Source organism: Buttiauxella brennerae ATCC 51605 (genome assembly GCF_001654925.1).
In the GTDB taxonomy this organism is placed as follows: Bacteria; Pseudomonadota; Gammaproteobacteria; order Enterobacterales; family Enterobacteriaceae; genus Buttiauxella; species Buttiauxella brennerae.
Genome location: NZ_LXER01000029.1, coordinates 113,912 through 137,574 on the forward strand (window position 1 = coordinate 113,912; position 23,663 = coordinate 137,574).

The 23,663-nt window shown below is 51.1% G+C and carries 19 protein-coding genes; 11 read left to right on the forward strand and 8 right to left on the reverse strand.

The genetic code is table 11. The features are described 5' to 3' along the window. Positions 1 to 100 precede the first annotated feature (100 nt). The 5 genes from M975_RS16115 to M975_RS16135 all read left to right on the forward strand — a co-directional run bounded on the left by M975_RS16115 (position 101) and on the right by M975_RS16135 (position 5,215). Positions 101 to 1,669 carry an ABC transporter substrate-binding protein gene (locus M975_RS16115; RefSeq protein WP_064560934.1) on the forward strand — a complete coding sequence of 523 codons (1,569 nt, stop codon included), beginning with the start codon at positions 101 to 103 and terminating at the stop codon, positions 1,667 to 1,669. A 146-nt stretch (positions 1,670 to 1,815) separates the two neighbouring features. Continuing rightward, positions 1,816 to 2,844 carry an ABC transporter permease gene (locus M975_RS16120; RefSeq protein ID WP_064560935.1) on the forward strand — a complete coding sequence of 343 codons (1,029 nt, stop codon included), beginning with the start codon at positions 1,816 to 1,818 and terminating at the stop codon, positions 2,842 to 2,844. After that, a complete protein-coding gene (locus tag M975_RS16125; protein ID WP_064560936.1) occupies positions 2,844 to 3,677 on the forward strand; it encodes an ABC transporter permease in 834 nt (277 codons plus the stop codon). The genes M975_RS16120 and M975_RS16125 overlap by 1 nt, the downstream gene beginning before the upstream one ends. Beyond that, positions 3,670 to 4,506, forward strand: coding sequence for an ABC transporter ATP-binding protein (locus M975_RS16130; protein WP_064560937.1), 837 nt, complete (start codon positions 3,670 to 3,672; stop codon positions 4,504 to 4,506). The genes M975_RS16125 and M975_RS16130 overlap by 8 nt, the downstream gene beginning before the upstream one ends. Further along, positions 4,493 to 5,215, forward strand: coding sequence for an ABC transporter ATP-binding protein (locus tag M975_RS16135; RefSeq protein WP_064560938.1), 723 nt, complete (start codon positions 4,493 to 4,495; stop codon positions 5,213 to 5,215). Before M975_RS16130 ends, M975_RS16135 begins: the two co-directional genes overlap by 14 nt. Positions 5,216 to 5,218: 3 nt before the next feature. Here the strand turns inward: M975_RS16135 and M975_RS16140 are convergent, their stop codons facing one another. Continuing rightward, complete coding sequence (locus M975_RS16140) at positions 5,219 to 6,112, reverse strand: diguanylate cyclase (RefSeq protein ID WP_064560939.1); 894 nt, start codon at positions 6,110 to 6,112, stop codon at positions 5,219 to 5,221. 513 nt (positions 6,113 to 6,625) lie between these two features. Between M975_RS16140 and ygjG the strand changes: the two genes are divergently transcribed. Both ygjG and M975_RS16150 read left to right on the forward strand, forming a co-directional pair. Further along, on the forward strand, positions 6,626 to 8,017 hold the full coding sequence (ygjG, locus tag M975_RS16145; RefSeq protein WP_209438136.1) for a putrescine aminotransferase: 1,392 nt from the start codon (positions 6,626 to 6,628) through the stop codon (positions 8,015 to 8,017). A 116-nt stretch (positions 8,018 to 8,133) separates the two neighbouring features. Continuing rightward, the gene (locus M975_RS16150; RefSeq protein WP_064560940.1) at positions 8,134 to 8,958 is read left to right on the forward strand and encodes a glycosyltransferase family 17 protein; all 825 of its coding nucleotides are present in this window, start codon (positions 8,134 to 8,136) and stop codon (positions 8,956 to 8,958) included. Between the two features lie 55 nt (positions 8,959 to 9,013). Here M975_RS16150 and lsrG read toward each other — a convergent pair whose 3' ends face one another. Then, positions 9,014 to 9,304 carry a (4S)-4-hydroxy-5-phosphonooxypentane-2,3-dione isomerase gene (gene lsrG, locus M975_RS16155; protein ID WP_064560941.1) on the reverse strand — a complete coding sequence of 97 codons (291 nt, stop codon included), beginning with the start codon at positions 9,302 to 9,304 and terminating at the stop codon, positions 9,014 to 9,016. Then, a complete protein-coding gene (gene lsrF / locus M975_RS16160; RefSeq protein ID WP_064560942.1) occupies positions 9,301 to 10,191 on the reverse strand; it encodes a 3-hydroxy-5-phosphonooxypentane-2,4-dione thiolase in 891 nt (296 codons plus the stop codon). The genes lsrG and lsrF overlap by 4 nt, the downstream gene beginning before the upstream one ends. A 175-nt stretch (positions 10,192 to 10,366) precedes the next feature. On the opposite strand from lsrF, the gene lsrK reads away from it, so the two are divergent. After that, complete coding sequence (gene lsrK, locus M975_RS16165; RefSeq protein ID WP_064560943.1) at positions 10,367 to 11,959, forward strand: autoinducer-2 kinase; 1,593 nt, start codon at positions 10,367 to 10,369, stop codon at positions 11,957 to 11,959. A 107-nt stretch (positions 11,960 to 12,066) separates the two neighbouring features. Here lsrK and M975_RS16170 read toward each other — a convergent pair whose 3' ends face one another. Next, on the reverse strand, positions 12,067 to 13,467 hold the full coding sequence (locus M975_RS16170) for a carbohydrate porin (protein ID WP_064560944.1): 1,401 nt from the start codon (positions 13,465 to 13,467) through the stop codon (positions 12,067 to 12,069). Positions 13,468 to 13,990: 523 nt separating this feature from the next. Here M975_RS16170 and M975_RS16175 point away from each other — a divergent pair. Beyond that, positions 13,991 to 16,009, forward strand: coding sequence for an oxidoreductase (locus M975_RS16175; protein WP_064560945.1), 2,019 nt, complete (start codon positions 13,991 to 13,993; stop codon positions 16,007 to 16,009). Here the strand turns inward: M975_RS16175 and rlmG are convergent. Beyond that, the gene (rlmG, locus tag M975_RS16180; RefSeq protein WP_064513965.1) at positions 16,006 to 17,142 is read right to left on the reverse strand and encodes a 23S rRNA (guanine(1835)-N(2))-methyltransferase RlmG; all 1,137 of its coding nucleotides are present in this window, start codon (positions 17,140 to 17,142) and stop codon (positions 16,006 to 16,008) included. The genes M975_RS16175 and rlmG overlap by 4 nt on opposite strands. Before the next feature lie 117 nt (positions 17,143 to 17,259). Here rlmG and M975_RS16185 point away from each other — a divergent pair, with 117 nt between their 5' ends. Beyond that, the gene (locus M975_RS16185; RefSeq protein ID WP_064560946.1) at positions 17,260 to 17,760 is read left to right on the forward strand and encodes a M48 metallopeptidase family protein; all 501 of its coding nucleotides are present in this window, start codon (positions 17,260 to 17,262) and stop codon (positions 17,758 to 17,760) included. A gap of 46 nt (positions 17,761 to 17,806) precedes the next feature. Here M975_RS16185 and M975_RS16190 read toward each other — a convergent pair whose 3' ends face one another. Continuing rightward, entirely contained in the window at positions 17,807 to 19,444 is a 1,638-nt protein-coding gene (locus M975_RS16190; protein WP_064560947.1) for a glycerone kinase, read from the reverse strand. Positions 19,445 to 19,580: 136 nt separating this feature from the next. Between M975_RS16190 and M975_RS16195 the strand changes: the two genes are divergently transcribed. Beyond that, positions 19,581 to 21,083 carry a helicase HerA-like C-terminal domain-containing protein gene (locus tag M975_RS16195; protein ID WP_064560948.1) on the forward strand — a complete coding sequence of 501 codons (1,503 nt, stop codon included), beginning with the start codon at positions 19,581 to 19,583 and terminating at the stop codon, positions 21,081 to 21,083. Positions 21,084 to 21,230: 147 nt separating this feature from the next. On the opposite strand, the gene lptG is transcribed toward M975_RS16195, so the two are convergent. Next, positions 21,231 to 22,310, reverse strand: coding sequence for an LPS export ABC transporter permease LptG (gene lptG, locus M975_RS16200; protein ID WP_064560949.1), 1,080 nt, complete (start codon positions 22,308 to 22,310; stop codon positions 21,231 to 21,233). Then, positions 22,311 to 23,414 carry an LPS export ABC transporter permease LptF gene (gene lptF, locus M975_RS16205; protein WP_064560950.1) on the reverse strand — a complete coding sequence of 368 codons (1,104 nt, stop codon included), beginning with the start codon at positions 23,412 to 23,414 and terminating at the stop codon, positions 22,311 to 22,313. Between the last annotated feature and the right edge of the window lie 249 nt (positions 23,415 to 23,663).

Sequence of the window (23,663 nt, forward strand, 5' to 3'; positions counted from 1 at the left end):
GTATTTTTTGGACTTTGCGAATATCCATAACTCACCTAACGTAACCCAGTCCGCGAATAACAACTCATAAAGAATTCCTCTCTTTTACGCAGGGTGCAATATGCAAAGAAAATTACTGCCGTTAATGCTATTAGCTGCAATCTCCACGAGCAGCTTTGCCGCCACACCGCCAAATACTTTAATTGTTGCCCAGGGACTGGACGATATCGTCAGCCTTGATCCTGCTGAAGCGAATGAGCTGTCGAGCATTCAAACGGTGCCGAGCCTTTACCAGCGCCTGGTGCAGGCCGACCGTGAAGACCCGGCCAAATTAGTCGCGGTGCTGGCAGAAAGCTGGCAGAGCGATGCGGCTAACAAAAAACTGACCATTAAGCTGCGCCCGGATGCCAAATTCTCATCGGGTAACCCGCTGCGCCCGGAAGACGTGATCTTCTCTTATACCCGCGCGGTGACGCTCAACAAATCCCCGGCGTTTATTCTCAACGTGCTGGGCTGGCAACCAGACAACATCGCCAGCCAGCTGAAAAAGGTCGATGACCACACGCTGGAATTACACTGGACGGCAGACGTCAGCCCGGCGGTGGCGCTAAATATTCTCTCCACGCCGATTGCCTCAATCGTGGATGAAAAAGCCGTTACACCTAACGCGAAAGCGGGCGATTTCGGTAACGAATGGCTGAAAATGCACTCTGCGGGCAGTGGCCCATTCAAAATGCGTGTTTACCAGCCGCATCAGGCCATTGTTTTAGACGCCAACCCAACCTCACCGGGTGACGCGCCTAAAGTTAAAAATATCATTATCAAAAACGTGCCCGATCCTGCCGCTCGCCGCCTGCTGATTCAGCAAGGCGATGCCGATATCGCACGTGATTTAGGTGCGGATCAGACCAGCGCGCTGGAAGGCAAACCGGGCGTGAAAGTGTTGAGCATCCCTTCTGCCGAGCAGAACTATATGGTGTTCAACGCCGGTAATAACGCTAACCCGTTGCTGAAAAACCCGGCCCTTTGGGAAGCCGCCCGTTATCTGGTGGACTACGAAGGCATCACCAAAGATCTGTTAAAAGGCCAGTATTTTATCCACCAGAGCTTCCTGCCAGTCGGTTTTGCAGGCGCGCTGGACAACAACCCATTCAAATTTGACCCGGCAAAAGCGAAAGAGATCCTCGCCAAAGCGGGTATCAAAGATGCGCACTTCACGCTGGATGTGGAAAACAAACCACCGTTTATCACCATCGCTCAATCAATGCAGGCGAGCTTTGCTCAGGGTGGCGTGAAGATTGATCTTCTGCCAGCCGCAGGCAGCCAGGTGTACGCTCGCGTTCGTGCCAAACAACACCAGGCCGCGATCCGCTTGTGGATCCCGGATTACTTTGATGCCCATTCCAATGCCAGTGCCTTTGCTTACAACGACGGTAAAGCAAGTACCGTTGCGGGCTTAAACGGCTGGCAAATCCCGGAGTTAAGCAAGCAAACTCTGGCCGCAGTTGCGGAGGCTGACCCGGCGAAGCGCCTGGATTTGTATAAGAAAATACAGGAAGAGATTCAGCACAATTCACCGTATGTATTTGTGGATCAGGGTAAAACCCAGATCGTGGTGCGTGAGAATGTGAAGGGCTATCAGCAAGGTTTAAATGCAGATATGGTGTATTACGACCGCGTGAGCAAATAGTTTATTCCCCTCACCCTAACCCTCTCCCCCAGGAGAGGGGATTGATCGCTTTTCTCCTTTCCACCGGGGGCCAGCTTTCTCCCTCTCCCTCAGGGAGAGGGTCGGGGTGAGGGTTGCTTTCTCCAACACCAGCATAAGAGTTACCCATGTCAGAAGTTTCATTCCGCCGCCCGTTGCTCACCCTGATTCAGGGATTGTTTACCCTGGCGCTAACGCTTATCGGCTTGCTGCTTATCACCTTTGCGCTTTCGGCACTGTCGCCTGTCGACCGCGTGCTGCAAATCGTGGGCGATCACGCAAGCCAGGCCACCTACGACCAGGTGCGCCACCAGTTGGGTTTAGATAATCCGCTTCCCGTTCAGTTCTGGCATTACCTGGTCAATCTCGCGCATGGCGATTTAGGCACCGCCAGCGCCACCGGCCAGCCGGTGCTAAAGGATTTGTTGGCCACGTTTCCGGCAACGCTGGAACTTGCCACCCTCGCGCTGATTATTGGTAGCGTTCTGGGCGTCATTTTTGGCGTGCTTTGCGCCCGCTTCGCAGGCTCACCCTGGGATCTGGCTGTCCGCACATTCACATTGCTCGGCAACTCTGTCCCTATTTTCTGGCTGGGTCTGTTGTTGCTGGCGCTCTTTTACGCGCGCCTGCAATGGAGCGCCGGGCCTGGGCGGCTGGATGATATTTACCAGTACACCGTCGAAGCCAAAACCGGTTTTGTGTTAATTGATACCTGGCTTTCTGGCGACCGCGACGCGTTTCTCAATGCCATTAACCATCTTGTTTTACCTGTGCTGCTGCTCGCCTATTACTCGCTGGCCAGCATTACCCGACTGACGCGCACCGCCTGTCTGAGCGAAATGAACAAAGAATACATTACGCTTGCCCGCGCCAAAGGCGCCGGGGAGATGACGATTCTGGTGCGCCACGTACTGCCCAATATTCGCGGCACGTTGTTTACGGTGATTGCGCTGGCCTACACCGGCATGCTCGAAGGTGCGGTATTGACTGAAACGGTCTTCTCCTGGCCGGGGATCGGGCGTTACCTGACGACCGCACTGTTTGCCGGGGACACCACCGCCATTATGGGTGGCACACTGCTGATTGGCGTGTCGTTTGTCATCATCAATAATCTGACTGACGTGCTGGTGCGTGTCACCGATCCGAGGGTGCACTGATGCCGTCTTATCTCTTTTTACGCCGCACTTTGCGTTCACCTGCCGCCCTCTGCGGCCTGGTGATTATTACGTTACTGCTGCTGGTTGCCGTTTTCGCCCCGCTCATCGCCCCGTTCGATCCGAACTGGCAGGATGCCGCCGCACGCCTGCAAGCCCCGAATGCGCAACACTGGTTGGGAACGGATAGCTACGGCCGTGATTTACTCTCACGCCTGATTTATGGCACGCGCCCGGCTCTTGGCCTGGTGTTGTTGGTCACAGTAATAACCCTGCCTGTTGGGCTATTGATTGGCATTCTTTCTGGCTATTACGGTGGCTGGATGGAGCGGGTGCTGATGCGTTTTACTGACGTTGTGATGTCGATGCCGCGCCTGATTCTGGCATTCGCATTTGTCGCCATGCTTGGCCCTGGGCTTGTGAATGGCGCACTGGCATTAGCACTGACGACATGGCCTGCCTATGCTCGCCAGGCGCGTAGCGAAATTCAGCGTCTGCGTCATAGCGACTATCTCGCTGCCGCCGAAATGATGGGCATCCGTGGCTTGCGCCTGTTGGCGGGGCATATTCTGCCACTGTGTTTACCTTCGGCTATCGTGCGCCTGGCACTCGATCTGGCCGGGATTATCCTCGCCGCAGCCGGACTTGGCTTCCTGGGCCTTGGCGCGAGGCCACCGATGGCGGAGTGGGGTTCGATGATCGCAGACGGTATGCAGGTGATTTTCGATCAATGGTGGATTGCGGCGATCCCTGGCACCGCCATTCTGATTAGCAGCCTGGCGTTTAACTTACTGGGCGATGGGTTACGCGACGTGCTGGAGCCGAGCCATGACTGAGAACAGAATTGAAGTTAGCGGGCTAAACATTGATTACCCCGGCGCGCGCGTGGTGGAAAATCTATCGTTTACGCTGGGTAACGAGCGCCTGGCACTGGTGGGCGAATCCGGATCCGGTAAATCCATGACGGCACGGGCGCTGATGGGGCTGGTACGCAAACCGGGTAAAGTCAGCGCCAGCCAGCTCAACGTGCTCGGTAACGACCTGCTAAGCCTGCACAACCGCGACTGGCAACGCCTGCGCGGTAATGACATCGCAATGGTATTGCAAGATCCACGTTACGCGCTCAACCCGGTCAAAAACGTCGCCCAACAGATTGACGAAGCATTGCGTCTCCATCAAAAACTCTCGGCAACACAGCGCCGTGAACGCATTCGCGAAGTGATGGACTCAGTTGGCTTGCCGGAAAATGTATTGCCGCGTTACCCGGGCGAACTTTCTGGTGGCATGGGACAACGCGTGATGATTGCCATCGCGCTGGTTAATAACCCAAAAGTGTTGATTGCCGACGAACCCACTTCCGCGCTGGATGCACGCCTGCGCAATCAGATTCTGGAACTGCTGGTGGAGCAATGCGAGCAACGCCAGATGGCGATGCTGCTTATCAGCCACGATCTTCCGCTTGTTGCCCAGCATTGCCAGCGCGTGCTGGTGATGTACCAGGGGCAAAAGGTTGATGAAATGGCCGCAAACCAACTTGCGACAGCAACCCATCCGTATACTCGTACGCTCTGGACCTGCCGCCCTAACGCCGCAACTTACGGCATGATGCTGCCAACATTAGACCGCAGTCAGAATCTGCATGGAGAAAACAATGGCGCTCGTTGAGGTCAATAATTTGTGTGTTCAGTTTGCCGCAAAGGGCCAGCTAAAAACGGCCGTTCGCGATGCCAGTTTCGCTATTCATTCTGGGGAAACATTCAGTTTAATTGGCGCGTCTGGCTGTGGGAAATCCACTATTTTGCGCGTACTGGCAGGGTTACAACGTGAATGGCAAGGTGGCGTAAAACTGCTGGATGGGGCAATCAAACCCGGTGTGCGTTTCCAGGGTGATTTGCGCCGTAACGTGCAAATGGTGTTTCAGGATCCTTACGCGTCGCTTCACCCCAACCATACGATTTACCGCACGCTTGCCGAACCGTTGACCCTTCGCGGTGAAGCGCAGATTGCCGCCCGGGTGGAAGAAGCATTGCTGCAAGTTGGGCTGCCAACCGATGCAATGAAGCGTTACCCACACCAGCTTTCCGGTGGCCAGCGCCAACGTGTCGCCATTGCGCGGGCACTGCTGCTGCGCCCGAAAATCCTGCTGCTTGATGAGCCGACTTCGGCGCTCGATATGTCTGTGCAGGCTGAAATTCTCAACTTACTAAACCGGCTTAAACAGCAGTTTGGGATGACTTACCTGCTCGTCAGCCATGACGCAGATGTGATTGCGCATATGTCAGACAGGGCGGCTTATATGGCGGGCGGCATCATTGAACATGAGTTTGACCGCGCCGCCCTGGTGCGGGGCGAACACCGGATGGATGCTGCGTAATGTTTACCCGAGCGCAACCATCTCTTGCGCCGCAGTTCCCATAATGCAGCGGTTGCGTCCGGTATTTTTGCCGTAATACATCGCTTTATCGGCACGGCCAATCGCTTCATGCAATGAGTCTGCGTCAGAGACTTGTGTCAGCCCACCGGTTGCGGTGACATTTATTTTTTCGTGGCCTACAGTGATACTTTGCTGCTGTAGATGCTGGCGTAAACGCTCTGCTGCTTTTTGCGCATCCTCATCATTCTTTGCATCCAACAAAATAATAAATTCTTCGCCACCAAAACGATAAATTCGTTCCGTTCTGCGCGTAGCATCTTTAAGCACCAGGGCAACTTTTCGTAATACCTCATCACCGGCATTATGGCCCCAGGTATCGTTTATCGACTTAAACCGGTCAATATCCATTATTAGCAAATAAAGATGGCGGCAGCTGCGCTGGCTCTTCTCGCGGACTAACGGAAACTCGCAATATAATAAATGACGCAGTGGCAACCCCGTTAATGCATCATGCATATTACGGTACGAGAAAAGATATTCTTTATAACGGTCGAGGCTTGCGGTGAAATTTTGCTGCGCTTTTTGATATGTTTCCAGCAAAGAATCCGTCACCGAGCGCTGAATAATCGACTGCATCATCTCGCGAGAGATATCATGCATATCTTTATGGTTTTTATCGATAATGATGACCATATCTTTATCTAAAGCATCGCCGTTGAGTCGTAGCGACAACCAACGGCTAAACCGGCAATGAAGATGCGATTGTGGATCAAGAATATCGGCATCGGCCTCTCCTCCCAATAAACTGAGGCGAAGGAATTTCCCGGCCCAGTCATAATGATCTTTAATCGCAATATTCAGTTCTGATAAGGAATAATCAAGGTCATTAATATTCATTTTTCAAACCACACATACGTTACATTGATTTAACAATCACCAGAAAATAATAACGTTCAATGGTGAAAAATTTCCCGCGAAAATTATAACGTGAATAATCATTAAACCGGCAAGCAATCATTCCGTAATTTACGCATACCGCATTAATTGACATAAAAATAAAGAAAACTGCCCGATACCATTCATTTTATGAATGAATTAAACCTAACTTTTCTTTTTCTGGTGATAATTTAAAAAGGTATCTATTTCAGCCAGACAGGTTATCCAATAGCTGAATGCACCATTTAACAGCACGTTGCATGGTTATGGTGCAGCAAAACCAAATATCTGACAGCAAAGCCGCTCTGACGCAGCAGAAAAAAACACAAAATGTCACCTTTGGTGATTAATTATTACGCGTTCTACGTTCCCTCAGATCGTTTATCCTGATTTTGCTTAGGGGAAGCGAAGTGGCGTATTCCCTGCAATACTTATTTTGTGTATCGCGTGATACGTCATCCCCAGGAGCACATTTTGAACAGGTTACCTACCAGCGCTTCGGCTCTTGCCTGCACAGCGCACGCTCTCAACATCATCGAAAAGAAGTCATTAACTCATGAGGAAATGAAGGCGTTAAATCGCGAGGTTATTGATAACTTCCAGCAGCATGTGAATCCAGGTTTTCTTGAGTATCGCAAATCAGTGACCGCCGGCGGGGATTACGGAGCCGTAGAGTGGCAAGCGAACAGTTTAAATACGCTTGTCGACACCCAGGGTAAGGAATATTTGGATTGTCTGGGTGGGTTCGGCATTTTTAACGTGGGGCACCGTAATCCAACAGTGGTATCCGCCGTACAGCATCAGCTCGAAAAACAACCCCTGCACAGTCAGGAGCTGCTCGACCCCCTACGGGCGATGCTAGCCAAAACGCTTGCGACACTCACTCCGGGTAAACTTAAATACAGCTTCTTTAGCAACAGCGGTACAGAATCAGTTGAAGCAGCGATTAAACTCGCTAAAGCGTATCAATCTCCACGTGGAAAATTTACCTTTATCGCAGCCTCAGGCGCGTTTCATGGCAAATCTCTCGGGGCATTGTCTGCAACGGCAAAAGCTGCTTTCCGAAAACCCTTTATGCCGCTTTTACCGGGCTTCAGGCATGTACCTTTCGGCAATATCGACGCGTTACGCACCATGTTCAGCGAATGCCGTAAAACCGGTGATGACGTTGCAGCCGTAATCCTTGAACCTATTCAGGGTGAGGGCGGCGTGATTATCCCACCAGCAGGGTATTTACCTGCGGTTCGCAAACTTTGTGACGAATTCAGCGTGCTACTGATTCTGGATGAAGTGCAAACAGGTATGGGTCGTACCGGCAAAATGTTCGCTTGTGAACATGAAAACGTACAGCCTGATATTTTATGCCTGGCTAAAGCACTCGGCGGCGGCGTAATGCCGATTGGCGCAACGGTTGCGACAGAAGAAGTATTCTCTGTGCTGTTTGATAACCCTTTCCTGCACACCACAACATTTGGCGGCAATCCGTTAGCCTGTGCGGCTGCACTTGCCACAATTCATGTCCTGCTTGAGCAAAATCTTCCCGCCCAGGCGCAACAGAAAGGACAGTTGTTGGTCGACGGTTTCCAGGCACTGAAACGCGAGTTCCCGGACCTGGTGGTTGACGCACGCGGGCAAGGTTTATTGATTGCTATCGAGTTCAGCGACAACGAAATTGGCTATAGCTTTGCAAGTGAAATGTTCCGCCAGCAGGTGCTGGTCGCCGGGACGCTCAATAATTCGAAAACGATTCGTATTGAGCCTCCACTGACCATCACCATAGAGCAGTGTGAACATGTGTTGGGCTGTGCGAGAAAAGCACTGAAATCGCTTTATGCCAACAGTAATAAAACCGAGTTAGTTCTGTGATCGAGTTATCCCCCGGAGAACTAATACCGGGGGATATAATAAGCAGGCTTATTTCATCCCCTCATTTAACGTTCTATACTTGCGACTCTTAATAATTATACTTTCGGTCGCCCCTCATGATTTACGACTGCTTCCTCTATTACGATGAAGATATGTTGCTTGATTTACGACTCAACGTACTCAATGACTCTGTTGATAAATTTGTCATTGTTGAATCGACACATTCTTTTACTGGCCAGCCGGTAGAATTGCATTTCGATATCAATAAATTCGCAAAATTTAAGGACAAAATCATCTACGTTGTCTTTGACGAAAAACCAGATGAAGACAGCTGGATCAATGAGTCGCGCACGCGTAATGCGATAATGAGAGGGCTTGAGAAAGCCAAAGATGATGATATTGTTATTGTTTCTGATGTTGATGAAATAATACATCCTGACGCCATTGCCCAACACAAACCTTATTACTTGTGTTCAGTTCTGTATCAAACGTTTTACAACTATCAATTTAATCTGCAAGTCTTTAATAAAGATGGTAAAGCCCGTATTTGTCCGGCGCCGCGTATAACAAGTTATAAAAATTTAAAAACCTTTTTTATGGGTGAGCCAGAAACGTTACGTAATTTAAAACGCTCTGTTTTACATAAGCAGTGGTTTAAATGGAACTACCTAAAATTCAGGACCAAAACCATTCAAAATGGTGGCTGGCACTTCTCCTGGATAATGACATCTGAACGCATTTCGGAAAAAATGTCTGCCATTTCGCATACGGAATACGACACACCAGAGCTTAATAATCAAGAGCATATCCAGAACGCGATTGAAAACGGCCTGGATATCTGGGCACGTGAAAGAAATCTGCAAGTTGTGGATTTACACCATGGAGATTTCCCGGAATACCTGAAAGCGAATGCTGAAAAATTTGCTGAGTTTATTCGGTAATTTTTGAATATTTATGGCCCTTCCTGTTCGGGACAAGGGCCATAAAGCAGCGATGCTAAGGCAGCAACCCGACAAAACTCCTTTTCTTACGCGGCTGCGACATCATTCCTTCCAGCTTCTCAACACACGCCAGGTAATGTGCAGTTTGCTTATGCGCCAGCACCGCTTCGTCGTTCTGATAGGCCTCGTAAATAAAGAATCGTGTCGCGACATCTGGATCCTGCAACACATCAAACCTCAGATTTCCCGGCTCTTTGATGGAACCTTCATGGTTGGCGCGGAATACGTCCATAAACTCATCGACTCGTTCCGGTTTGATATTAATTTCCACCAACGTTACGTTCATGCCTTGTCTCCCTGATGCTTTTCATCCAGCCAGAATTGATACGCCTCGCGGGCAGAAACGTTCTCATGCACCACCTTTTTCACCGCTTTTAACATGGCGAGCGGAGCCTCGGACTGGAAGATATTGCGCCCCATATCTACACCGCTTGCTCCCTGATCAATTGCCCTGAAACACATATCCAGCGCTTCGTGTTCCGGTAATTTTTTACCGCCAGCAATGACAATCGGCACCGGGCAACTGGCGGTGACTTTTTCGAACCCTTGTTCGACAAAATAGGTTTTCACAAACTGCACGCCAATTTCTGCCGCGATACGGCTGGCCAGTGAGAAATAGCGCGCATCACGTGCCATCTCCGTACCCACGCCCGTCACCGCAAGCGTTGGAATGCCATAGCGAGTGCCTTCGTCGACCAGCTTAATGATGTTGTTTATCGACTGATGCTCATATTCACTGCCAATATAAATCTGCGCGGCTACAGCGCAGGCGTTGAGGCGCAGCGCATCTTCCATAGTGACAGCGACACTTTCGCGCGACAGCTCGCTCAGAATTGAATTCCCACCTGATGCCCGCAGCACTACCGGTTTATTGGTGGCAGGCGGCACGACACTGCGCAAAATACCGCGCGTACACATCAGCACGTCGGCTTCACCAAACAGGGGCGCAATGGATAAATCAATGCGCTCGAGTCCCGTGGTCGGCCCCTGAAAATAGCCGTGGTCGAATGCCAGCATGACCGTGCGCCCGGTATCCGGGTTGAAAATCCGTGCCAGGCGCGACTGCATGCCCCAGTCCAACGCCCCGCTCCCCTTCAGGTAAAATGCTTTATTCTCCTGAGGGCGGCCAATACCGTAATCTTTACCGTCTCTGATATCGTCAAGATCTGCCATTTTTTCCTCCCGTCAACGTTCAAAAGTTTAGACATCCGTATCTGGCAGCCAGGCGGTAATTTATCTTTTTGTCTCACACCTCACATTTTCAGGCCCGGTATCTTCAGCCCGATGTTCTAAATTTGATTAAGGGTTCGACCGGCGAGCAATGAGATAATTAAGAACAGAGGTGACGATGAGTTATTTACTTGCTTTGGACGCCGGAACCGGCAGTATCCGCGCCGTCATCTTTGATACTTCAGGCCACCAGATTGCTGTCGGCCAGGCCGAATGGAAACACCTCAGCGTGGCCGATGTGCCCGGATCAATGGAGTTTGATCTTTCCACCAACTGGCAGCTCACCTGCCAGTGCATTCGTGAAGTACTGCAAAAATCACACTTACCGCCCGGCGCGATTGCTGCGATCTCCTGCTGCTCGATGCGAGAAGGGATCGTGCTTTATGACAGTAACGGCGATGCTATTTGGGCGTGTGCTAATGTCGATGCCCGCGCCAGCCGCGAAGTCGCCGAGCTCAAAGAGATCCACGATTATCAGTTTGAGTCCGAGGTTTACCAGGTTTCCGGGCAGACGCTGGCGTTAAGCGCCATGCCGCGCCTGCTGTGGCTGGCACATAACCGGCCTGATATTTACCGCAAGGCCGCGACCGTGACGATGATTAGCGACTGGCTGGCAGCCAAACTTAGCGGCGAGCTGGCGGTGGATCCTTCCAATGCGGGCACCACGGGAATGCTGGATCTTACTACCCGTGACTGGCAGCCCGCCCTGATGGATATGGCTGGACTGCGTGCCGATATCCTCTCGCCGGTAAAAGAGACAGGCACCGTGCTCGGCGGGGTGACTGCGGATGCGGCACAACAAAGCAGTTTGTTAGCCGGAACCCCCGTCGTGATGGGCGGTGGTGATGTTCAGTTGGGTTGCGTGGGGCTTGGCGTTGTGCGCGCCGGGCAAGCCGCAATATTGGGTGGCACATTCTGGCAGCAGGTAGTGAATTTACCTGCCATCAAAACCGATCCCGATATGAATATTCGCGTTAACCCGCATGTGATTGGCAACATGGTGCAGGCGGAATCCATTAGTTTCTTTACCGGCCTGACGATGCGCTGGTTCCGCGATGCTTTCTGCGCCGAAGAAAAACTGCTGGCTGAAAGGCTTGGTGTAGACACCTATTCCCTGCTCGAAGATATGGCGGCGCGCGTTCCGGCAGGTTCTCATGGAGTGATGCCGATTTTCTCTGACGCCATGCATTTCAAGCAGTGGTATCACGCAGCACCATCGTTTATTAACCTGTCTATTGATGCGGAAAAATGCAATAAAGCGACGCTATTCCGGGCACTGGAAGAAAATGCGGCGATTGTGTCGGCATGCAATCTTGCGCAGATTTCGGGTTTCTCTGGCATACAGTTTGCGTCGCTGGTTTTTGCCGGCGGAGGCTCAAAAGGTGCATTGTGGAGCCAGATTTTGAGCGACGTAACAGGTTTGCCAGTGCGTGTCCCCGTGGTGAAAGAAGCCACCGCACTTGGCTGTGCTATTGCTGCGGGTGTGGGCGCCGGGTTGTTTAACAGTCTTGCCGATACTGGTGAGCACCTGGTGCAATGGCAGCGCGAGTTTACGCCGAACCTGGCGCACCGTGAGTTATATGACGAGATGAAACGCAAATGGATGAAGGTGTATGCCGATCAGCTCACGCTGGTTGATAGCGGGTTAACGACGTCGATGTGGCAGGCGCCGGGTTTGGTCATGCCACCCTCACCCCGGCCCTCTCCCTGAGGGAGAGGGAGAAAACCGAGAAGTCAGCTCTCTTGAGGGAGACGGAGACACCGAGCAGTTCCCTCTCCTGGGGGAGAGGGTTAGGGTGAGGGCGTTTAAATCTCACATCAGAAGTAATATTTAAATCTTACGCGGCCACCGTAACGCGTGTCATCGCTGCCATTGCTGTCGCCTTTATCCGCGCTGACCCAGGACACATAGGTACCGAGATAAATATTAAAGTTCTTCATGCCCATCACGTTCGGGAATTGATATGAAGAGTGGATCGTGTGGATATCGTAAGTCCCCGCATTGGTTATCCAGCAATCATCATCACAATTATCCATTGCCGCGTTGACATCAAACTTATCAATGTCGTTATGGGCGTAGATATAACCGAGCTCAAGGCGCTTCCACAAGGCGTTCACCCCGGCAGTAAAGTCGGTTTCATCAGCTGCATCTAAATATGCGGTATTGAGGTTTGCGACAACCCCGTTATCCGGATCGTTTTTCTGCCCGTTCCACGTCATGGTCAGGCCGTAACCGGTACGATCGGATTGATCGACCATTTGGCCATTAGCATCGCGGTAGCCGTAAGCGTTGTTCACCACCTGGGCTTCCATCGCGGCCGCCACCGAGAAGCTATCCTGCGACCAGGAAATTACCGGGCGCAAATAGGCAACGTTTTTATCGTTAGTTAATTCGTTGCCATGATATGACTTGTCCTGGTAAAGCGAAGTGCCGTCTTCCAGCAATGTATTGAGCTCAAAATACCAGTTGTCGATAGTCTTGCTCAACAGGAAGTTGCCGCCGGAATCACTGCGCCCACGCCCTTCTTTCATCATGTAGATGTAACCGTAGCCATCACCGTAGAGATCGTTGGCGGTATTGCCGGAATACTCAACAAACGTGTCCTGGTTAAGCGGGAACATATCGTAGGCTTCGAAACGGCCCACCTTAATTTTCCAGTCATTCTCACGCCCGAAGAAGAACACGGCATCATCGAGATTCATATGCCCGGTTAAATCCGCTAAGGGTTGCGCTGAGAAGCCAGCGAAATTACCGTTATCCAGATGGCGATAACCATCAAAGCCCAGCAATAAGCGGCCGTTAATATCCCAGCGTTCGTTATTGCCATCAGCCCAATTTGTATTGGCACTACGGCGCATAGAAGTCAGGCCATTACTGCGACTGGCGGCATCCATATTAAATTCGACGTCACCATAGATTTTTAAATCGCCATATCCGGTGAGGGATAGCTTCGGCGATGGATTATCAGTTTTATCATTAGCGGATTGTTCGCTAACCACCGTAACAGGAGCGGTATGACTCATCTGCGGTGGAACAGGTTTAGCTTTAAGTTGCTGAATTTCTGCTTCTGCTGCGGCAGCCCGCTGTTCAGAGGCTTGTAGGCGTTGCTCTAACTGATTTAAGCGCTGCTCAAGCGAACTTTGCTGTGTTGAGGCCATTGCACTGGTAGATAATATTGCTCCGACAAACAACGCCAGTGCCTTTATTTTAACGCGCATCTTATATCCTTATAATATTCAGCATAATGAAATTTACCCGTCATGATTCAAGTCGCGAGTGCGTTGGCGGCGCTCGTTCACCCGAATTATTTAGGGTATAAGTCAGGTCAATGTATTATGTAAATACATAGCCAACGGATAATAAATTGGTGGCATTTCTAAAGTTCATCCTGAACAAACATAACAATTTTAAATCTTCGCAACAGAAACGAATGACTAATATATTGGTTGCATCACATTCAGATTTATAAAAAAAGAAAATTACATCAATTATATTTAGATAAATAATGTATGGGCGTCGATATATATAATCACTCCGTCTTTTTCACAATATATATGAATTAAAAAACGAAAATTCGTAACTCAGCACACACGCCACCTTTTTCGGCCAGTGAGCAAGAAAACGGAAGAACTTTGAATCTCGTCACAATCATTCGATCCCTTTTTTCCCATTAGCGCCGCAGACCGCTAAATTACTAACTCATCCGACCACATAATAATAATGACCCTGCAGGAAGAAAATATGAGCTATCCGTCGCTGTTTGCCCCGCTGGACCTGGGTTTTACCCAACTTAAAAATCGTGTGTTGATGGGTTCGATGCATACCGGGCTTGAAGAGCACCCCAAGGGTGCTGAGCGTTTAGCCGCATTTTATGCGGAGCGTGCACGCCATGGCGTGGCGTTAATTGTCACTGGCGGCGTTGCCCCTTCCCCTTCGGGTGTCGGTGTGGAAAGCGGCGCGGTACTCAATGATGAAAGCCAGCTTGCCCACCACCGCATCGTGACCGATGCCGTACACCGCGAAGGTGGGAAGATTGCCCTGCAAATTCTGCATACCGGACGTTACAGCTACCAGCCCAATCCGGTTGCCCCTTCCGCGATTCAGGCCCCGATTAACCGTTTTAAACCCCACGCGCTGAGCCATGACGAAATCCTCACGCTGATTGAAGAGTTCGCCCAGTGTGCACATCTCGCGCAACAGGCTGGTTACGACGGCGTGGAAATTATGGGGTCTGAAGGCTACCTAATTAACCAGTTTCTGGCGGCAAGGACCAACCAGCGCGATGATGTATGGGGTGGTGATTACTCCCGGCGCATGCGTTTTGCGGTAGAAGTGGTGCGTGCAGTACGTAAAAAATCAGGTACCGACTTTATTATTATTTATCGCCTTTCGATGCTCGATTTAGTGGAAGGCGGCGGGACTTTTGAAGAAGCCGTTCAACTTGCCAAAGCCATTGAGAATGCAGGGGCTACGCTGATTAATACCGGCATTGGCTGGCACGAAGCGCGTATCCCCACTATTGCGACGCCGGTTCCACGCGGTGCATTTAGTTGGGTAACGCGCAAATTAAAAGGACATGTTTCGATCCCTTTAGTCACCACCAACCGCATTAACGATCCGCAAACGGCTGAGAAGATCCTTGCCGATGGTGATGCTGATATGGTGTCTATGGCCCGTCCATTCCTTGCCGATGCTGAATTTGTTTCTAAAGCCGAGCAAGGGCGTGAGGATGAAATCAACACTTGTATCGGCTGCAATCAGGCGTGTCTGGACCAGATTTTCCTCGGTAAAGTCACTTCGTGTCTGGTGAACCCTCGTGCCTGTCATGAAACCAAAATGCCCGTCGTCCCGGCCACAGTGCATAAAAACCTGGCGGTAGTGGGGGCAGGTCCCGCAGGATTAGCTTTTGCGATCAACGCCGCAGCGCGTGGCCACAAAGTGACATTATTCGATGCCGCTTCGGAAATCGGTGGGCAGTTTAATATTGCTAAACAGATCCCAGGCAAAGAGGAGTTTTACGAAACGCTGCGTTACTACCGCCGCATGTTGGGGCTGACCGGCGTGGAAGTTCGCCTCAATCAGTACATCACCGCACCAATGCTCACGGAGTACGACGAGGTGATCCTCGCCTGTGGTATCGAACCGCGCTTGCCGCTTATCGACGGGATCATGCATCCGAAGGTGCTGAATTATATCGATGTACTGCGTGAGAAAGCGCCGGTTGGCGATCGCGTAGCCATTATTGGTGCGGGTGGAATTGGCTTTGATACCGCGATGTACTTAAGCCAGGAAGGTGAGTCCACCAGCCAGAATATCGCCGAGTTTTGTGTGGAATGGGGCATCGACACCAGCCTGCAACACGCAGGGGGTTTACGCCCGGAAGGAGCAAATCTGCATAAAAGCCCACGCCAGATTGTGATGCTACAGCGCAAAACCAGTAAGCCTGGCGAAGGGTTAGGGAAAACAACGGGCTGGATCCACCGCACAACGCTGCTGGCGCGTGGCGTGAAAATGGTGGCAGGTGTGACTTACGAACGAATTGACGATGAAGGTCTGCATATTACGGTCGGTGGAGAGCCACAGACGCTGGCGGTGGATAACGTGATTATCTGTGCCGGGCAAGATTCACGTCGTGAACTGGCCGAGCCGCTGCGCGAACTGGGGAAAACACTGCATTTGATTGGTGGTGCGGATGTGGCAATGGAACTGGATGCCCGGCGCGCAATCGCGCAGGGCACCCGTTTAGCGCTGGAAATTTAGCGAAGACGGCCTAGTTTCACGGCTTTTAATACGACGAATTTCTTGTTCGTAGCCACGGTGTCACAGTTACCGAAGATCTTCTTCAATTTGTGGTAGTAATCCAGATGGCGGTTAGCAACGATGTACAGCTCGCCGCCATTTTGCAAGCAACGACGGGCGTGGTGGAACATCTCCCACGCAACCTGATCGGTCAGGGCATGCTGCTGGTGGAACGGTGGGTTGCACAGAATAGTGTTAAAGCGGTATGGCTCAACACCGGACAATGCGTTGTTGATCATAAACTCACAACGATCCAGGTTTTCTGGCATGTTGGTTTCAACGTTCAGGCGGCTGGAAGCAACGGCCATCGGTGATTCATCAACAAATACCACGTTCGCTTCCGGGTTTTGCTCAAGCAAGTGCAAACCGACCACGCCGTTACCACAACCTAAATCGACAATTTCACCTTCAAGGCCTGTCGGCAGGTTTTCGATAAAGAAGCGCGCGCCAATATCCAGACCGGTACGGGAAAAGACGTTAGCGTGGTTATGAATCGTCCACGGCGTGCCTTCCAGTTTCCAGTTCAGCGTTTCGGGTACTTCTTTAATTGCCGGAGCATTGAACGTCGTGTTGATCAGACGCGCTTTTTTCCACGCAAGTGTTGTGGTGGTTGGCCCAAGGATCTTTTCAAACAACTCGATGGTTGAGTTGTGAATATCACGCGTTTTTGCACCCGCAATAATACGTGTTTCAGGGGTCACAACATGGCGCAAAGCACGAAGCTGTTGCTCAAGCAGTGCCAGCGTTTTAGGGATCTTAATCAGAACCACGGCTGGCGCTTCTGGGTATTTAACGGTGCTATCAAGGAACGTGACGTTGGATTCAACGATACCGTTCTCACGCAAGTTCTCACGGATAGCCAGTTCGCTAAGATACGAGTCACTGATGCTGTATGGCTTGTGTTCAGCCAGCACGCAAGACAGCGCCCCGAAAGTGTCGTTAAAAATCAGGACCGGGCCACTGATTTCGATTTCGTCCAGTTGCTGCAAAAGGTAGTCATCCGCAGCTTCCCACGCCTGTAGTGGGTTAACGTCATCCGTTTCTGGAAAACGTTTTAGTGTCAGTGAACGGAAACCGTCGTCTAATTGGCTCATCGGCCCTCCTGGATGGTAAAATTTCGGCATAATCCCCGAATGGGGGCGTGAGTATACCCTTTTTTTCCCTCAAACTGCGCAACTGCCTTTTGAAAGACGTCAAGTAAGCGAGAACTAATGAGCAATTTAACTTATCTGCAAGGTTATCCGGAGCATTTGCTCTCGCAAGTTCGCACCCTGATTGCGGAACAACGTCTGGGTGAAGTACTGCAAAAACGCTATCCGGATACGCATAACATCACGACTGATAAAGCCTTGTATGCCTGGACGCAAGACCTCAAAAACCAGTACCTGCGCAATGCGCCACCCGTGAATAAAGTGGCCTATGACAGTAAAATTCACGTGCTCAATAACGCACTGGGTCTGCACACAGCCGTGTCACGCGTTCAAGGAAACAAGCTGAAAGCCAAAGCGGAGATTCGTGTCGCAACAGTGTTTAAAAATGGGCCAGAAGCCTTTTTACGCATGATTGTGGTTCACGAACTGGCGCACCTGAAAGAGAAGGATCACAACAAGGCGTTTTACTCGCTGTGCTGCCATATGGAGCCGCAATATCACCAGCTGGAGTTTGATACTCGGCTTTGGTTAACACAGATGGCATTGAACGGGCAGGCTTAATCGGAACAAACGGTGGATATCGCTTACACGAATCCACCCGACGCCATTACTTCAACCCGGCAAAGACCGCAGCAATCGCCACAGCCCCCGGATCTTTCACCCCTTTCAGGTTGTCGCTATTCACGTAAGAAGAACGCCCGGCATTGGCTTTGTGCATTTGCGCCGTCGCCTCTGCACCTGCTTGTGCGGCCTTAATGGCAGCGTTCAGGTCACTCTCTTTCAAGGCTTCAAGTGCAGGCTGCAACGCGTCTATTAACGTGCGATCGCCGAGATTGGCACCGCCGTAGCGTTTCATCTGTTCAAGGCCAAACAACAGCGCATCGGCAATCGGCTGCTTTTTAGCCACCTTTTGCCCCGCTGCCGTGAAGAAAATGGACATCAACACACCGCTTGAGCCGCCCATCACCGTGGCAAGTCGTTCACCAATCAACTCCAGCAAAACGGCCGGATCATTGAGTGGCAGTTTCCCATCATCATTAAGCTGAGCGATATCCCGCGCACCCTGTGCAAATGTCGAGCCGGTATCGCCATCCCCGACTTTTGCATCCAGAGCATTCAACGCTTTTTCCTGCTCGATAAGCGTCTTTGTGATACTGGCGACCAGTGCTTTCACCGTGGCATTTTCCGATGATTTTACCTGCATCCCCTTACGGATAATGCTGTGTTTTTGCATCGGCATGGCGTGAAGCTTCACCATGGTTTGCCAGCCCGCCGTTTCTACATCTGCGTGTAACGCTTTAATAAATTCGTCATTAAGCACAATGGTTGAGAGCGAAAAACCTTTCATATCAAGCGCGGTAACCAACGGCGCCGGGCCAATCAAATAGTCGATTTGCTCTTTTAATTCTGAATGCGCAAGCTCTTTGGTCAGAATAGCCATCTCCAGCGATGACACTCCGCCCAGGTTGTTGACCAGCACCGCAAGCCTTGCGTCTGTACCGGTCTTTTTACGCAAATGTTTTACCAGCGTCGCCACCGTTTGCTGACTGTTCTGGCTGGCAACAGTGCTTGCACCAGGTTCACCGTGGATACCCAGCCCTAACTCAACATGGCCGCCTTTGATGCGCCCTTCTTCCTCGTTTTGATCGGGCAGATTGCAGGTTTGCATGGCGACACCGATGCTGGCAATGCTGTCGCAGGCACTTTGCGCGATCTCCCGAACATCGCTCAACGATTTACCCTGCTCTGCGGCAAAGCCCGCAATTTTGTGCACCAGCACAGTCCCGGCAATACCGCGTGGCTGTTTGTTATCGGGCAGCGAAATATCGTCGCCCACAATAACCATCTCCACTTTCAGGCCGTGTTTTTTGGCTTTCTCGGCCGCGAGTCCGAAATTCAGGCGGTCGCCGGTATAGTTTTTGACGATAAGCAAGCAACCACGGTCACCGGTAACGGCCACAATGGCGTTTAATACAGCTTCCACACTGGGTGAAGCAAACAGGTCGCCACACACGGCTGCGGTTAACATCCCTTTGCCGACAAAACCTGCATGCGCCGGTTCATGCCCCGAGCCACCGCCCGAAATCACCGCAACTTTGCTTTTATTCCAGTCCTTACGCACGACCACTCGAATAGAAGGATCGGTATCTAAACGCGCCAGGTTATGAAAACGAGAACTGATAATCACGCCTTCGATGGCGTCGTCGACCATTTGCTTACGGTCATTAAAGAAGAATCTGGACATAGTTTCCTACTAATAAGTCATGCATATGAAAAGCATAGTCGTTTGTTTCGAGGGAGACCGCAAACCTGGATTTTGTCAGGTGACGAACGCCTGCCGCTTGCTATGCTTATGGAAATGTCGTCACAGGGAAATCATTATGGCCTCACCACTCCTGATTGCCAGAACCACTGAACAAGAACTGCATTTGTTGCCCGGTATGGCGAACCGCCACGGACTGATAACCGGTGCAACGGGCACTGGCAAGACGGTCACGCTGCAAAAACTGGCCGAATCGTTTTCACAGATTGGTGTGCCGGTCTTTATGGCGGATGTGAAAGGTGATTTAACGGGCGTGGCGCAGGAAGGTGTGGAGTCTGAAAAACTGCTCGCAAGGCTTGCCAAAATTGGCGTGACAGACTGGTCACCCAAGGGCAACCCGGTTGTGTTGTGGGATATTTTTGGTGAGAAAGGCCACCCGGTGCGTGCGACGGTTTCGGACCTTGGCCCACTGCTATTTTCGCGGTTGCTCAACCTCAATGAAGTGCAGTCCGGCGTACTACAAATCATCTTCCGTATTGCCGATGACCAGGGTTTATTACTGCTCGATTTTAAGGACCTGCGGGCAGCAACACAGTACATCGGCGATAACGCAAAATCGTTCCAGAACCAATATGGCAATATCAGCAGTGCTTCCATCGGCGCCATTCAGCGCGGGCTGTTACAGCTTGAGCAACAAGGGGCCGAGTACTTCTTTGGCGAACCGATGCTGGATATCAAAGACTGGATGCGCACCGATGCTAACGGCAAAGGCATCATCAATATTTTATCTGCTGAAAAGCTCTATCAGATGCCGAAACTGTATGCCGCCAGTTTGCTGTGGATGCTTTCAGAAATCTATGAGCAGCTCCCTGAAGCGGGCGACCTGGAAAAGCCAAAACTGGTGTTCTTTTTTGATGAAGCACACCTGCTGTTTAACGATGCTCCACAAGTGCTGCTGGATAAAATCGAACAAGTTATCCGCCTGATTCGTTCCAAAGGTGTTGGGGTCTATTTCGTTTCTCAAAACCCATCAGATATCCCGGATACCGTACTCGGGCAGCTCGGTAACCGTATTCAACATGCGCTGCGTGCCTTTACGCCCAAAGACCAGAAAGCCGTGAAAACCGCCGCGCAAACCATGCGTGCCAACCCTAAATTTGATACCGAAAAAGCGATTCAGGAGTTAGGAACCGGCGAGGCACTTATCTCATTGCTGGATGAGAAAGGCAGCCCGACAGTGGTTGAGCGAGCCATGGTTATCGCCCCGTGTTCACGTATGGGACCGGTCACTGACGATGAGCGCAACGGGTTACTCAACCACTCACCGCTGTATGGCAAATACGATGAAACTGTCGATAGAGAATCGGCGTATGAACGTTTGCAAAAAGGCGTTCAGACCGCTGGTGAGCAACAAAATGCGCCACCTGCCAAAGGTGAATCAGTGGCGGTTGATAACGGTATTCTTGGTGGGCTGAAAGATATTCTGTTTGGCACCACAGGACCGCGTGGCGGCAAGAAAGATGGCGTCGTGCAAACCATGGCGAAGAGTGCCGCACGCCAGGTGACGAATCAAATTATTCGCGGAGTTTTAGGCAGTATTATGGGGGGGCGTAAACGGTGATTTCTACACGTTAACTATCTATACCCAAAATAATTCGAGTTGCAGCCAGGCGGCAAGAGAGCAAACTCCCAGGAGCTTACTAAAGTAAGTGACTGGGGTAAGTGAGTGCGGCCAACACCCCTGCAACTCGAAGTATGACGGGTATTATTAGCCGGAGCGCTTCATCATCATCCACAGACTGATAAGGAAGAACGTCCCGCTTGGCAACAACGCGCCTAAAATAGGTGGGATGTTATATACCAGGCTTAGCGGTCCAAAGATTTGGTCCAGCACATAGAACACGAAACCAAAGCTAATACCGGTGACCACTCGCACACCCATTGGCACGCTACGCAGCGGGCCGAAAATGAACGACAGCGCCATCAGCATCATCACAGCAACAGAAAGTGGTGCAAAAATTTTGCTCCACATGTTGAGCTGGTAACGCCCGGCATCCTGCCCACTGGACTTCAGGTATTTCACATAACTGTGCAGACCGCTGATAGACAGCGCATCCGGGTCCAGTGAAACCACCCCCAGTTTGTCTGGCGTCAGGTTGGTTTTCCATTCACCACTGACAGTCTGAGCACCGGTAATTTGCTTTTCATCAGTCAGGTTGGATTCATCAACCTGCGACAAACGCCACACCTTGTGTTCCGTATCATACTGCGCAGACGCGGCATAACGGACCGATTGCAGACGGCGCTCTTTGTTAAAGCTATAAATACTGACGCCCGCGAGGTCACTGGCACCTTTCACGCGTTCGATATAAACAAAGTTATGGCCATCTTTGGCCCATAAACCCTGCTGTGTCGTTAGCAAAGAACCACCGTACATCTGCTGCGCACGGTATTCACGCGCCATTTGCTCACCCTGCGGTGCGACCCACTCGCCAATTGCCATGGTCAGCAACACTAACGGAATCGCCGTTTTCATCACTGAGAGCGCAATTTGCAAGCGCGTAAAACCAGAGGCTTGCATCACCACCAGCTCACTACGCTGCGCCAGCATCCCAAGACCAAGCAGAGCACCAAGTAACGCGGCCATCGGGAAGAAAATCTGAATGTCTTTCGGGATGCTCAGGACGGTATATAAACCCGCGCCCATTGCAGAATAACTGCCCTGCCCAGCTTTTTTCAGCTGGTCGACAAACTTAATAATGCCCGACAGCGACACCAACATGAACAGGGTCATCATGATAGTGTTGAAGATAGTTTTGCCGATATAACGGTCGAGAACACCAAACATTTATGCTGCTCCTCGTGTTCTGCTAAAGCTTGCGCGTAGCTGGCGCATCGGCACCGTATCCCACACATTGAGCACAATCGCGATGGCAAAATAGACCAGGTTAACCAACCACATCCAGATCATCGGGTCGATTTTCCCCTTCGCCGCATTCGATTTCAGTGAGGTCTGAAGCAGGAAGAAGACCAGATACAACAGCATGGCTGGCAGCATTGAAAGCACGCGTCCCTGACGCGGGTTCACCACGCTTAATGGCACCACCATCAACGCCATAATGACAACGGCCATGATAAGAGTCAGGCGCCAGTGCAACTCGGCACGCGCATTTTCGGAATCGCTCGTCCACAGCGTTTTCATATACATCTGATCAGAGTCAGATGGGTCGAGCGCCACCGTCTGGTGCCCTACCACCGCCTGATAATCCTGGAAGTCAGTGATACGGAAATCCCGCAGCAATGCTGTCCCTTCAAAACGGGTGCCGGTATTGAGCGTCACAACTTGTGAGCCGTCAGGGCGCTGAGATAAATGACCAGAATCAGCGACAACCACGGATGGACGAGCGTTGCCTTTCGGGCGCAGCTGCGCAAGGAAAACATCTTTAAAGCTTGAGCCGTCGACACTTTCTATAAACAGCACTGAATTGCCATCGGTCGCTTGCTGGAACTGCCCCTGGGCAAGTGCTGCCATGCCGGGGTTAGCCTTGGCTTCAGCCAACACTTCGTCCTGATGACGAGCAGACCACGGGCCAAGCCACATCACGTTGACCGTGGCAACTGCACCAGTGAAGAGTGCGAGGATCATTGCAGCTTTGATCAGCACCGCTTTACTCAAACCGCAGGCATGCATTACCGTGATTTCACTTTCGGTATACAGTCGGCCAAGCGTCATGAGAAGCGCGAGGAAAAGGCTCAGTGGCAGGATAAGCTGCGCCATTTCAGGCACGCCAAGTCCTAACAAAGAAAGTACGAGGTTTGTCGGAATATCGCCGTCAACCGCCGCCCCGAGAATCCTAACCAGCTTCTGACAAAAAAAGATCAGCAGCAGGATGAAGAGGATCGCAAGTTGGCTTTTGAGCGTCTCCCGAACCAGATATCTTATGATAATCACATTAAATACGCCTGTGAAAACGAGTCTTTTTGCAGGAAAATCGCTTGTTTCATCGCTTATACGTCATTTATTCTCTTGAGTCGTCGAAAACATCGCTAATATTAAAAAGCCCGGCATAATTCTGGCGCAGGGTGATTTAAATGACGTTGCCGAAACCGTAAAAACATACTCGTAAGATTAACACGAAGTCATCGCAACCGCGGAGATGAGTTACGAAAGCTTGCAATTCTAGCTGTAGCCACCGCCGTT